The organism is Citrobacter freundii complex sp. CFNIH9, from assembly GCF_002903305.1.
Lineage (GTDB): Bacteria > Pseudomonadota > Gammaproteobacteria > Enterobacterales > Enterobacteriaceae > Citrobacter > Citrobacter portucalensis.
Genome location: NZ_CP026238.1, coordinates 3,143,832 through 3,156,357, shown reverse-complemented (window position 1 = coordinate 3,156,357; position 12,526 = coordinate 3,143,832). Strand labels below are relative to the sequence as shown.

Sequence of the window (12,526 nt, the reverse complement as noted above, 5' to 3'; positions counted from 1 at the left end):
GAAATGAAAAAGGCGCTTCTGGTGGTCAGCTTTGGCACCAGCTATCACGACACCTGCGAGAAAAATATCGTGGCCTGTGAGCGCGATCTTGCAGCTAGCTGCCCTGACCGCGACCTGTTCCGGGCGTTTACCTCCGGGATGATAATCCGCAAGCTCAAGCAGCGAGATGGTATTGAAATCGACACGCCGCTGCAGGCGCTGCAAAAACTGGCGGAGCAGGGGTATCAGGATGTGGCTATTCAGTCACTGCACATTATTAATGGTGACGAATACGAAAAAATTGTCCGCGAAGTGCAAAGTATGCGTCCGCTGTTTTCACGCCTGACGCTCGGCGTACCGCTGCTGAGCAGCCATGAAGATTACGCACAGTTGATGCTGGCGCTGCAACAGCAGATGCCGGCGCTTGGCGAAAGTGAAAAAGTGGTCTTTATGGGACACGGCGCCAGCCACCATGCTTTTGCCGCCTATGCCTGTCTCGACCACATGATGACGGCGCAGCGCTTTCCGGCGCGGGTTGGGGCGGTGGAAAGCTATCCGGAAGTGGATGTGCTGATTGAAAGTTTATCTCAGGAAGGGGTGACGGCGGTGCATCTGATGCCGCTGATGTTAGTCGCTGGCGACCATGCCATCAACGATATGGCCTCCGATGAAGATGATTCCTGGAAAACGTTGTTCAATGCAGCAGGGATACCGGCTACGCCGTGGCTTAGTGGTCTGGGTGAGAACCCGGCGGTTCGCGCCATGTTCGTGGCACATTTACAGCAGGCGCTTAATGTGGCGCTGGAGGAAGCAGCATGAGCGGAAAACTGTATGCACTGAGCACCGGGCCAGGTGCTTCCGACTTGATTACCGTGCGTGCCGCACGCACGCTGGGCGCGCTGGATATTCTCTATGCGCCTGCCGGGCGTAAAGGCGGTGACAGTCTGGCATTGTCGATTGTACGTGAGTATATCGGTGAACAGACCGAAGTCCGCTGCTGCCATTTTCCTATGAGTGCCGATAGCGCTGAAAAAGAGGCCGTCTGGGATGAAGTTGCTGCCGCGCTGGTTCAGGAAGTCGAGGCCGGTAAGCAGGTGGGGTTTATCACTCTCGGCGATGCGATGCTGTTCAGCACCTGGGTCTTTTTACTTCAGCGTATTGGTTGTCCTGAATGGCTGGAAATCGTTCCTGGCGTCACGTCTTTCGCCGCGATTGCCGCGCGTTCCAAAACGCCGCTCGCTATGGAGCAGCAGTCACTGGCGGTGGTCTCCTGTACCGCACCGGAAGCGGAAATCCAGCAGGCATTAAAACAGCATGACAGTCTGGTGTTGATGAAAGTGTACGGTCGTTTTGCGCGTATTAAAGCGCTGCTACAACAAGAGGGTTTGTTGGACTGTGCATTAATGATGTCTGAAGCCACGCTGCCAGGTGAACAGTGCTGGCGTCATCTCGATGAGGTGAGCGACGATCAGCCGCTGCCTTATTTCTCGACCATTCTGGTCAATAAACAGTGGGAGTATGCACAATGAAGCTTGAACAACAGCTAAAACAGCTGTCTTTCAGCGGGTTGGCTGCGGCGCTATTACTGATGATTGTTCCTGAACAAGCGTTCGCCATGCACATTATGGAAGGTTTCTTGCCGCCGATGTGGGCGCTGGCCTGGTGGCTGCTGTTTTTACCCTGCCTGTGGTACGGGCTGGTACGTCTGCGTCAAATTGTGCAGGAGGATAACCACCAGAAGGTTTTGCTGGCCCTGTGTGGCGCTTTTATTTTTGTGCTGTCGGCGCTGAAAATTCCTTCCGTTACCGGAAGCTGCTCACATCCTACCGGTGTAGGCCTGGCGGTTATCCTGTTTGGACCGGGCGTGGTAGCCATCCTTGGGGCGATTGTCCTGCTGTTCCAGGCTCTGTTGCTGGCACACGGTGGTTTGACTACGCTCGGCGCGAACGGCATGTCGATGGCGGTAATTGGCCCGGTAGTGGGTTACATGGTGTGGAAAATGGCCTGCCGCGCCGGATTGCGTCGTGATGTCTGCGTCTTCCTGTGTGCAATGCTGGCGGATCTCGTCACCTATTTTGTGACTTCTGTACAGTTGGGCGTTGCGTTCCCAGATCCCTCTGCTGGCGCTACCGGCTCAATCATTAAGTTCATGGGGATTTTCTGCTTGACGCAGATCCCAATTGCGATTGCGGAAGGGTTACTTACCGTGCTGATTTACGATCAGCTAACCAAACGCCAGTTGATAACCGCACAAGGGCATTAACGATGAAAAAGACGCTGATTATATTGGGCATGGTAGTGGCGCTGGTGATCCTGCCGTTCTTTATCAACCACGGTGGGGAGTACGGCGGTTCAGATGGTGAGGCGGAAAGCCAGATTCAGGCTATTGCCCCGCATTATGAGCCCTGGTTCCAGCCGTTGTATGAACCCGCAAGCGGTGAAATTGAAAGTCTGCTGTTTACGCTCCAGGGATCGCTTGGCGCAGCCGTGATTTTCTATATCCTGGGTTACACCAAGGGCAGGCAACGCCGTGATGACCGGGCTTGACAGGCTTAGCTATCAAAGCCGTTGGGTTCATGTCTCGCCGGTGCGGAAATTTCTGCTCTGGCTGGTGATGATGATTCTGGCGTTTACTCTGCCCCCATTGGGGCAGGGTATTGAGCTTTTACTTATTGCCGCGCTGAGCTGCTGGCTGCTGCGTATTTCCTTCTGGCGCTGGTGCCGTTGGATGGCATTGCCATTTGGTTTTCTCACGGTTGGCGTGGTGACCATTTTGTTTAGCATCAGCCGCGATCCACAGACGCTGTTGGCCAGCATACCTGTGGGAAGTTACTGGTTGGGGATCAGCGCACCTGGCCTGGTAACCGCCAATGAAACCTTCTGGCGCAGCCTTGCCGCGCTGGCGGCAACTTTTTGGCTGGTACTGAATCTGCCGTTTCCGCAATTAATTATCTTACTCAAACGCGCGCACGTTCCTCGCCTGCTAACTGAGCAGATCCTGCTGACCTGGCGGTTTATTTTTATCCTGTTAGACGAGGCGCTGGCTATTCATCGCGCACAAACGCTGCGTTTTGGTTATCGTAGCTTGCCGTTGGGCTACCGCTCTCTGGCAATGCTGGTGGGATTGCTGTTTACCCGTGTGTTGATCCGCTACCAGCAAATGACCACCACACTGGATATCAAACTGTATCAGGGTGATTTTCACCTGTAAGGAAAAGTATGCTTGCCACCTCAGCGCTTTGGTTTCGCTATCAGGATGACCCGATCCTCAAAGGGCTAACGCTGGATTTTTCGACGCATGCCGTCACCGGACTGGTAGGGGCTAATGGCTGCGGGAAATCTACGCTGTTCATGAACCTGAGTGGTTTACTGCGCCCACAGCAAGGCGCGGTGATGTGGCAGGGCAAACCGCTGGATTACAGCAAGCGCGGCCTGCTGGCGCTGCGTCAACAGGTGGCAACGGTATTTCAGGATCCCGACCAGCAAATCTTTTATACCGATATCGACAGCGATATCGCCTTTAGCCTGCGCAATCTTGGGGTGGATGAAGCTGAAATCGCTCGCCGCGTGGAAGATGCGCTTACGCTGGTCGACGCCCAGCATTTTCGCCATCAGCCCATTCAGTGTTTAAGCCATGGGCAAAAAAAACGCGTAGCGATTGCCGGGGCGTTGGTGTTGCAGGCGCAGTATCTGCTGCTGGATGAACCTACTGCGGGCCTCGACCCGTCAGGCCGCACGCAGATGATTGAGATAATCAAACGCATCGTTGCGCAAGGAAACCACGTCGTAATTTCCAGCCATGATATCGATCTTATCTATGAAGTCAGCGATGCGGTGTACGTTTTACGCCGGGGCGAAGTGCTCACGCACGGTACGCCAGGCGACGTTTTCGCCCGTACGGATCTTATTGAACAAGCGGGATTAACTCAGCCCTGGCTGGTGAAGCTGCATACAGAGTTGGGCTTCCCGCTGTGTAAAACAGAGGCTAAATTTTTTAGCTGTATGCGAGAGAACGCACTGAAGGAGGCGTCATGACGCAGGCAATAATGTTGCAGGGAACGGCATCTGATGTGGGTAAAAGCGTATTGGTCGCCGGGCTGTGTCGTATTTTTTATCAGGATGGACTGCATACCGCGCCGTTCAAATCGCAGAACATGGCGCTGAACTCTGGCATTACGCCAGAGGGAAAAGAAATGGGCCGCGCGCAAATTTTTCAGGCCGAAGCCGCAGGCATTACGCCAGATGTGCGTATGAACCCGGTGTTGCTTAAACCGACCAGCGATCGAAAAGCGCAAGTAGTGCTGATGGGTAAAGTGGCAACCGATATGGACGCGGTGAGTTACCACGAGTACAAGCCACGTCTGCGGGAACAGATCCTGTCAGTTTATAACAGCCTGGCGCAGGAGTTCGATGTGCTGGTGCTGGAAGGAGCGGGGAGCCCGGCAGAGATTAACCTGCGCGATCGCGATATCGTCAATATGGGTATGGCCGAGATGGCGCAGTGCCCTGTCGTTTTGGTGGCGGATATCGATCGTGGCGGGGTGTTCGCCTCCATTTACGGCACGCTGGCGCTGTTGCACGATCACGAGCGCGCGCGGGTAAAAGGGGTGATCATCAACAAGTTTCGCGGTGATGTGACGCTGCTGCACTCCGGTATCGAGCAAATTGAAGCGCTGACCGGCGTTCCTGTACTGGGCGTGATGCCATGGCTGGATGTTGATCTGGAAGATGAAGACGGCGTTGCGCTGCAAAAGGGCAAGTATTTGCGCACTGACAAACGCGACATCGACATCGCCGTTGTTCAAATACCGCACATTTCTAACTTTACTGATTTCAATGCGCTTGCTGCGCAGCCGGATGTGCGCGTGCGCTATGTTCGCCAGCCTGAAGAGCTGGCGGGGGCCGATCTGGTGATTTTGCCGGGCAGCAAAAATACCCTTGGCGATCTGGTATGGCTGCGTGAAAGTGGGATGGCGCATGGCGTCGTGCAATTACATCGTAATAACGTACCGGTGGTGGGGATTTGTGGCGGCTATCAAATGCTCGGCGACACCATCATTGATGAAGTAGAGTCGGGCCTCGGTACGCTGCCGGGTCTGGGCTTACTTAATACAGTCACCCATTTTGCCCAGCACAAAACCACGACCCTGGTTGAGGGACAAATGTCTTCATCGCTGCCTGACTGGCTGGCGGGCACGGCGGGGTTATCCGTTCGCGGTTATGAAATTCATATGGGCGAAACAGCATTAACCGATGAATGCCAGTCGGTGATGACGTTGCACAAAGACGGCGGCAACGTTGTTGACGGCGCGGTTACTCCGGATGGTCTGGCGTTCGGCACTTATCTTCACGGTCTTTTCGACAGCGATGATTTCACCCGAGCCTTGGTCAATGGCCTGCGAGAACGTAAAGGGTTAGCTCCGCTGGATTCCACCTTCCATTACGCGCAATATAAATCGCAGCAGTTTGATCTGCTGGCGGATGCGATGCGACAACACATCGATATTGAAAAAATTTATACCATCATGCAGCAACATCGGGAGCCAGTATGATGATTCTGGTTACTGGCGGCGCGCGAAGCGGCAAGAGTCGGCATGCGGAAGCGCTGATCGCTGATTCCCCAAACGTTTTGTATATTGCGACTTCGCAGATTTTTGATGAGGAGATGGCTGCGCGAATTCAGCATCATCGCGATGGGCGTCCTGCGCACTGGCGGACAGCCGAACGTTGGCAACATCTTGATGAACTGATCACGGACATGAACGATCCTCAGGAAGCTATTCTGCTGGAATGCATCACCACGATGGTGACCAACTTGCTGTTTGCGCTGGGCGGTGAAAGCGATCCGGACAGCTGGGATTACGCGGCGATGGAGCAGTCTATCGAAGGTGAAATCCGTTCGCTGATCGCAGCCTGTCAGCGCTGCCCGGCAAAGATCGTATTGGTCACTAACGAAGTGGGAATGGGGATTGTGCCGGAGAACCGTCTGGCGCGGCATTTTCGTGATATTGCAGGACGCGTGAACCAGCGACTGGCGGCGGCAGCTGATGAGGTCTGGCTGGTGGTATCAGGAATTGGAGTCAAAATTAAATGAGTAAGTTGTTCTGGGCAATGCTCTCTTTTATCAGTCGCTTGCCCGTTCCTGCTCGCTGGTCGCAAGGACTGGATTTCGAGCACTATTCCCGCGGTATTGTAATGTTTCCCCTGATTGGCGTCGTGTTGGGAGGGCTGACGGGGCTGGTCTTTATGGCGCTCCAGCCCTGGTGCGGTATTCCGTTGGCGGCCCTTTTTGCGGTGTTGACACTGGCATTGCTGACCGGGGGATTTCATCTGGATGGTCTGGCGGATACCTGTGACGGCATTTTTTCGGCGCGCCGACGCGAGCGGATGCTGGAAATCATGCGCGACAGTCGTCTGGGCACCCACGGTGGGCTGGCGTTAATTTTCGTTTTACTGGCGAAGGTACTGGTGGTGAGTGAACTGGCTTTGCGTGGCACGCCGATGCTGGCCGCGCTGGCAGCGGCATGTGTCGCCGGGAGAGGAACGGCGGTGTTGCTGATGTATCGGCATCGCTATGCCCGCGAAGAAGGACTGGGCAACGTTTTTATTGGCAAAGTCACCGGGCGTCAAACCGGCGTTACGTTGGGATTAGCGGCGATCCTTGCCGCCGTGCTACTTCCCGGCATGCGCGGCGTGGCAGCGCTGGTTGTCACAATAGTGGCGATTTTTATTCTTGGGCAGTTATTAAAACGCACGTTGGGTGGGCAAACCGGCGATACGCTGGGCGCTGCCATTGAACTTGGCGAGTTGATTTTCTTGCTGGCTCTGCTCTGAGTCAGCCCACATACTGGAACCCTTATGCAGACTTTAACCTCTTTACTCCGCACGATCCCATCACCCGACAGTGCCGCGATGCTGCGTGCACAGCAGCATATTGACGGCTTGCTTAAGCCGCCGGGAAGTTTAGGGCGACTCGAATCTCTCGCCGTACAATTGGCCGGGATGCCTGGCCTGAAGGGTGTGCCGCATGTGAACGGCAAAGCGATGCTGGTGATGTGCGCCGATCACGGCGTGTGGGATGAAGGGGTTGCCGTTTCGCCTAAAGTTGTCACGGCTATACAGGCTGCCAATATGACGCGTGGAACGACCGGCGTCTGCGTCCTGGCCGCTCAGGCTGGGGCGAAGGTTCATGTGATAGATGTTGGGATTGATGCTGAACCTATTCCCGGTGTGGTGAATATGCGAGTGGCACGCGGCTGCGGCAATATAGCCGAAGGTCCGGCAATGAGCCGTTCGCAGGCCGAGGAGCTGTTGCTGGAAGTCATCCGCTATACCCATGAACTGGCAAAAGACGGTGTAACGCTGTTTGGCGTCGGGGAGCTTGGTATGGCAAATACCACACCTGCGGCGGCCATTGTCAGCGTGCTGACCGGCAGTGATGCTGAGGAAGTCGTGGGTATTGGCGCTAACCTTCCTCTTTCTCGGGTGGGGAATAAGGTAGACGTTGTGCGCCGGGCAATTGCCGTCAATCAACCTGATCGCCATGACGGTGTCGATGTGCTGGCTAAGGTTGGCGGGTTTGATCTTGTCGGTATGGCGGGGGTGATGCTTGGGGCGGCCTCCTGTGGTCTGCCTGTGGTGCTGGACGGTTTTCTTTCGTATTCTGCTGCGTTGGCGGCCAGCCAGATTGCGCCGCAGATTAAACCCTACTTAATTCCGTCACACTTCTCCGCTGAGAAGGGCGCCCGCACCGCGCTGGCGCATCTTGAATTGGATCCTTATCTGAATATGGGGATGCGTTTGGGCGAAGGTAGCGGGGCCGCGCTGGCGATGCCGATTATTGAAGCTGCCTGTGCGATGTACAAAAATATGGGGCAGCTCGCCGCCAGTAACATCGTGCTTCCAGATGGTAAGGAAGCGTAGTTACCGTTCAACCTGAACCTCGCCTGATGGCGAGGTTTTTTTATGCGCAAATATGTCGTAACCCACTAAAACAGATAATAAAAGCTATACTTAACGGATATCTGTTGCGACGAAGGAAAGGAAAAAGATGCGTCGTGTAAAACTGCTTTGTTCACTCATTATGCTACTTGCGAGTCAGGGAGTGCAGGCGGTGAGTTATCCGCTGCCGCCAGAGGGGAGTCGCCTGGTGGGTAGCACTTTGACTATTACGGTTCCACAAGGAAACACCAAGCCGCTGGAGGCATTTGCCGCTCAGTACGGGCAGGGGTTGAGCAATATGCTTGAAGCCAATCCGGGCGTCGATGTTTTTCTGCCTAAATCGGGTTCAACGCTGGTTGTGCCACAGCAACTGATACTTCCGGATACCGTGCGTGAGGGGATTGTCATCAACGTCGCCGAGATGCGGCTTTACTATTATCCTGCTGGCAGCAATACGGTTGAGGTTTTACCCATTGGCATTGGTCAGGCGGGTAGAGAAACGCCGCGTAACTGGGTGACAGCGGTAGAACGTAAGCAGGAAGCACCAAGCTGGACGCCGACGCCAAATACCCGACGTGAATACGCCGCTCGCGGGGAAAGCTTGCCGGCATTTGTTCCTGCCGGACCAGAAAATCCGATGGGCCTGTATGCAATTTATATTGGCAGGCTTTATGCCATTCACGGGACAAATGCCAATTTCGGTATTGGTCTGCGGGTAAGTCAGGGGTGCATCCGTTTGCGGAATGACGACATCAAGTACCTGTTTGATACGGTGCCTGTAGGGACGCGTGTACAATTAATTGACCGACCGGTGAAATACAGCGAAGAGCCGGACGGTAGTCGCTGGGTGGAAGTACATGAGCCGCTGTCACGAAACCGTTCGGAATACGAGTCTGACAGAAAGGTGCCTTTGCCAGTCACTCCCGCTTTGCGCACCTTTATCAGCGGGAATGACGTGGATGTGAGCCGCGGGAGCCAGGCGTTGGAAAGACGTTCCGGTATGCCGGTGAACATCAGCCTGGTACAGAAGCATTATTAATTTTCAGGGCGACCCTGTTTACCTTCAGGTCGGATGGGTCGCTTTTTTAATTTGATACTGCCCCATTTTTACCACGCCAATATGGTCAGCCATTAGCTGGGCTTCGTGTTCACTGTGGGTAACCAACAGCGCCGTTTGCCCGGCGGCGCGCAAAATATCCCGTACCTCGTTGCCAAGACGCTCACGCGTGCGCTTATCAAGGCTGGAGAAGGGTTCATCCAGCAACAGGATTTCCGGATGTGGCGCCAACGCGCGCGCAAGGGCGATACGCTGTTGTTGCCCGCCGGAAAGCTCATGCGGATAGCGGTTGGCATGGCTGTGTAACTCCACCATTTTCAACAGCTCAGTCACTCTGGCCTGTTGTTCCTCACGCGGCATGCGACGCAATCCAAAGGCCACATTTTGCTGCGCGGTCAGATGGGGGAATAACGCATATTCCTGGAAGACCATGCCGACATGACGTTTTTCCGGTGGCAGATGAACGCCGGGACCGGCAACACGTCGCTGTGAAACATAGATCTCTCCGTTTTGCAGGCGTTCAAATCCGGCAACTGCGCGTAGCACCGTGGTTTTTCCGCAGCCTGAAGCGCCCAGCAGACAGGCAATTTCACCTTTACGTACCGACATTGAAAATCCGCTCAGTACCGATTGCTGGCTGTTGCCATAAGCAACGTGTACATCCTGGAGTCGTAATGCAATTTCTGACATTGTTGCTCTCTTAACCACGGCGAGTCATTTGGTGACGCACCAACAAAATAACCGGTAGCGTGCCAGCTAAAACAATCATTAGCGCGGCGATAGCACCTTCTTCATAGGTTCCACGGGCGGCTTCCGCATACAGCAACGTTGCCAGCGTTTCAAAATTGACCGGGCGCAAAAGCAACGTTGTTGGCAGCTCTTTCATGGCATCAGCAAAAACCAGCAGGGCACTGCTGACTAACGCCGGGCGCAGCAGGGGAAAATGGACTCGTGCAAACGTCCCCGCACCATTCTCACCCAACAGACGAGACGCCTGTTCCAGCGAAGGTGGAATGCGGCCCAGACCAGAATCCAGCGCGCCAATGGCAATCGCCTGGAATCGCATGGCACAACAAATTACCAGCAGGATCCCGGCGGACATCAGCGGCAGGCCGCGAACATCCAGTAAATCTGCCAGCCAGCGGTCGACAGCCATGGCGGGGGTTAAAAAGCCAATCGCCAGAATTGTGCCGGGAACCGCATAGCCTAAAGAGGCCAGACGCATCACGCCGCGACGAAATCCCGGCATGGCGTTGTCTGCGGCGCTATGACGCGCGCTCCAGGCCACCAGCATACTGACGCAAACCACCACTAGCGTAGTTCCCGCTGCCAGCGATAGCGTATTTTGCAATGCTGATAGTAACGAAGAGGAAAGGGGGTTCTCATCACCTATACGTTTGGCGCTTTCCCACATTAAAAACAGTACCGGAGCCAGAAAACCCAGCACAACCGGCAGTGAAATAACGCCACCGAGCAGCCAACCACGCCAGCCCTGCACGCGCGTAGGTTGAATCTCCCGCAGGCTGCGGCTGCTGAATCCTTGTTTTCTGCGACCATAAAATTCCAGCGTCAGAATAAGGAATATAAACATCAGCATCATGCAGGCAATTTGTGCCGCGGCAGATAAATCAGACCGCGAGATCCATGTGGTGTACACGGTAACGGTTAACGTCTGTACACCGAGAAACTCCGATGCGCCAATATCGTTGAGCGTTTCCAGCAGTGCCAGACTGATCCCAACGGCTAACGCCGGACGTGCCATGGGCAAAGCAACACGAAAGAAGGTTCCGGTTGCGCTGCATCCCAGCGTTCGTGCGGCTTCCAGTAAATGAGCCGGTTGGCTAATAAACATGGCGCGGGTTGTCAGATACACGTATGGGTACAGCACTAATCCGAGCAGGATGATTGCGCCGGAAAGTGAGCGTAAATCAGGCAGTCGGAACTGTCTTGGGCTGTCAAAACCCAATAAAAAACGGATAAAGGTTTGCAGGGGGCCAATCGGATGCAGCAGATCGAGCCACGCAAAAGCCACAATGTAGGTAGGCATCGCCAGCGGCAACAGTAACGCCCAGCTTAGTATTTTACGTCCAGGAAAATTCCATGCCGTTACCGCCCATGCGCTGCCTACGCCAATCACGCCGACTATCACCGCGACACCGGCTAATAACAGCACGGTATTTTTTAGTGCGGCAGGCAGTACATACGTCAGGAGATTATCCCAGTGAGATAAATCGGCCTGGGTAGCCTGCCAAATCAGCGCAATGATCGGTGTCAGAACGCCAAGCGCTACGCACAGCGCGCCAAGATGTAGCGGCGTTAATAATGACTGCGGCCCGGAAACCAGGCCGCGTAACGTCGGAAACTGCAGAGGTTTATTGATCGAATCCAACTTTATCTACCAGCAGACTAGCTTGTTTACGATATTTAACGATTTCGGTTAACGGCGTTTTATCGACGTCGATTTCACCGATGGTAGCGCTGATAACCGGGTCAAGCGTCACGCCTTTCAATACCGGATATTCGAAGTTCGCTTTCGCATACTGCTGCTGGGCAGGTGCGGAAACCAGATATTCCATCAGCTTAACGGCATCGGCTTTATTTGGTGCATAGCGGGCTACAGCTGCGCCACTGATGTTGACGTGTGTACCGCCATTTTCAAAGGTGGGTTTAACGACTTTAATCGCATCGCCCCACTGACGTGCATCACTGCCTTCTTTGGCGTTTTTCATATGGCCGACGTAATAGGAGTTGGCGAGACCAATATCGCAAATGCCGCCGAGAATATCGCGAGCTACATCGCGGTCGCCACCGGTAGCTTTACGCGCAAGGTTAGCTTTCACACCGCGCAGCCATTCTTCGGTCTTTGCTTCACCGTGATGAGCAATCATTGCGGCGATCAGCGCTGTGTTATACGGGTGCTGTCCGGAACGAATACAAACTTTACCTTTGTACTCAGGGCTGGCGAGTTGTTCGTAATGCCAGTTATCGATTGGCAGTGACTTCTCGGCATACAGCACGCGGGCACGCATCGACAGCGCAAACCACTGATTATCTGCGCCGCGCAGATTAGCCGGAATAGCGGTTTTCAGTGCTTCTGACTCTACTGGCTGAGTTACACCCGCTTCCACTAAATCAATGAGGTTACCGGCATCGACGGTCATCAGCAGGTCGGCAGGTGAATTTTTACCTTCAGCTTTAACGCGCTCAAGCATACCGTCCTTGATATAGACCGTACTGACTTTGATGCCGCTGGTTTTGGTCCAGCTATCAAGCAAAGGCTGGATCAGACCCGGTTCACGGGTGGTATAGAGCGTTAACGTATCCTGAGCGAAAGCCGGTAGGCTAACAGAGAAGACCAGGGCAGAGGCAAGGGTGATACGGCGCAGTCCGGCGCGAGGCAGAGAATTCATCGTTTATATCCCAGAGTAATTGGAACGTACAGTGAACCGAGCGGGGGGCTCGTTCCTTTGGCTCGCGTACAATAAATGATAATCACTAGCACTTACAATAATTGCAAAGTTTAAACGATTTACATTTACATAACTTTAA

General features: G+C 54.3%; 14 protein-coding genes. 11 read left to right on the top strand and 3 right to left on the bottom strand.

Annotated features, from left to right (window positions below; genetic code table 11):
• Window positions 1–3: 3 nt before the first annotated feature.
• From cbiK to ldtA, 11 genes are all read left to right on the top strand, one after another.
• A complete protein-coding gene (cbiK, locus tag C2U43_RS16280) occupies window positions 4–798 on the top strand; it encodes a sirohydrochlorin cobaltochelatase (RefSeq protein WP_008785135.1) in 795 nt (264 codons plus the stop codon).
• Window positions 795–1,508: a cobalt-factor II C(20)-methyltransferase gene (locus tag C2U43_RS16275; RefSeq protein ID WP_100272195.1), complete on the top strand. Its 714-nt coding sequence runs from the start codon at window positions 795–797 to the stop codon at window positions 1,506–1,508. Before cbiK ends, C2U43_RS16275 begins: the two co-directional genes overlap by 4 nt.
• A complete protein-coding gene (gene cbiM, locus C2U43_RS16270; protein WP_003834098.1) occupies window positions 1,505–2,242 on the top strand; it encodes a cobalt ECF transporter S component CbiM in 738 nt (245 codons plus the stop codon). Before C2U43_RS16275 ends, cbiM begins: the two co-directional genes overlap by 4 nt.
• Window positions 2,243–2,244: 2 nt before the next feature.
• Window positions 2,245–2,526, top strand: coding sequence for an energy-coupling factor ABC transporter substrate-binding protein (locus tag C2U43_RS16265; protein WP_003030289.1), 282 nt, complete (start codon window positions 2,245–2,247; stop codon window positions 2,524–2,526).
• Window positions 2,513–3,190 (top strand): energy-coupling factor ABC transporter transmembrane protein, encoded by a 678-nt coding sequence (locus tag C2U43_RS16260; RefSeq protein WP_003834087.1) that lies wholly within the window; start codon window positions 2,513–2,515, stop codon window positions 3,188–3,190. The genes C2U43_RS16265 and C2U43_RS16260 overlap by 14 nt, the downstream gene beginning before the upstream one ends.
• A gap of 8 nt (window positions 3,191–3,198) precedes the next feature.
• Window positions 3,199–4,014 carry an energy-coupling factor ABC transporter ATP-binding protein gene (locus C2U43_RS16255; protein ID WP_103285485.1) on the top strand — a complete coding sequence of 272 codons (816 nt, stop codon included), beginning with the start codon at window positions 3,199–3,201 and terminating at the stop codon, window positions 4,012–4,014.
• The gene (locus C2U43_RS16250) at window positions 4,011–5,531 is read left to right on the top strand and encodes a cobyric acid synthase (RefSeq protein ID WP_071697578.1); all 1,521 of its coding nucleotides are present in this window, start codon (window positions 4,011–4,013) and stop codon (window positions 5,529–5,531) included. Before C2U43_RS16255 ends, C2U43_RS16250 begins: the two co-directional genes overlap by 4 nt.
• Entirely contained in the window at window positions 5,528–6,073 is a 546-nt protein-coding gene (gene cobU, locus C2U43_RS16245) for a bifunctional adenosylcobinamide kinase/adenosylcobinamide-phosphate guanylyltransferase (protein ID WP_003834083.1), read from the top strand. Before C2U43_RS16250 ends, cobU begins: the two co-directional genes overlap by 4 nt.
• Window positions 6,070–6,813: an adenosylcobinamide-GDP ribazoletransferase gene (cobS, locus tag C2U43_RS16240; protein WP_103285484.1), complete on the top strand. Its 744-nt coding sequence runs from the start codon at window positions 6,070–6,072 to the stop codon at window positions 6,811–6,813. Before cobU ends, cobS begins: the two co-directional genes overlap by 4 nt.
• Window positions 6,814–6,837: 24 nt before the next feature.
• Window positions 6,838–7,902: a nicotinate-nucleotide--dimethylbenzimidazole phosphoribosyltransferase gene (gene cobT / locus C2U43_RS16235; RefSeq protein ID WP_008785130.1), complete on the top strand. Its 1,065-nt coding sequence runs from the start codon at window positions 6,838–6,840 to the stop codon at window positions 7,900–7,902.
• A gap of 127 nt (window positions 7,903–8,029) precedes the next feature.
• Window positions 8,030–8,959, top strand: a complete 930-nt coding sequence (gene ldtA / locus C2U43_RS16230; RefSeq protein WP_103285483.1) for a L,D-transpeptidase — start codon at window positions 8,030–8,032, stop codon at window positions 8,957–8,959.
• A gap of 24 nt (window positions 8,960–8,983) precedes the next feature.
• On the opposite strand, the gene C2U43_RS16225 is transcribed toward ldtA, so the two are convergent.
• The 3 genes from C2U43_RS16225 to C2U43_RS16215 are packed head-to-tail and all read right to left on the bottom strand — an operon-like array spanning window position 8,984 to window position 12,387.
• On the bottom strand, window positions 8,984–9,667 hold the full coding sequence (locus tag C2U43_RS16225; protein WP_032669186.1) for an ABC transporter ATP-binding protein: 684 nt from the start codon (window positions 9,665–9,667) through the stop codon (window positions 8,984–8,986).
• A 10-nt stretch (window positions 9,668–9,677) separates the two neighbouring features.
• Entirely contained in the window at window positions 9,678–11,366 is a 1,689-nt protein-coding gene (locus C2U43_RS16220; RefSeq protein ID WP_103285482.1) for an ABC transporter permease, read from the bottom strand.
• Window positions 11,350–12,387 (bottom strand): extracellular solute-binding protein, encoded by a 1,038-nt coding sequence (locus C2U43_RS16215; RefSeq protein ID WP_048235116.1) that lies wholly within the window; start codon window positions 12,385–12,387, stop codon window positions 11,350–11,352. The genes C2U43_RS16220 and C2U43_RS16215 overlap by 17 nt, the downstream gene beginning before the upstream one ends.
• Window positions 12,388–12,526: the final 139 nt, after the last annotated feature.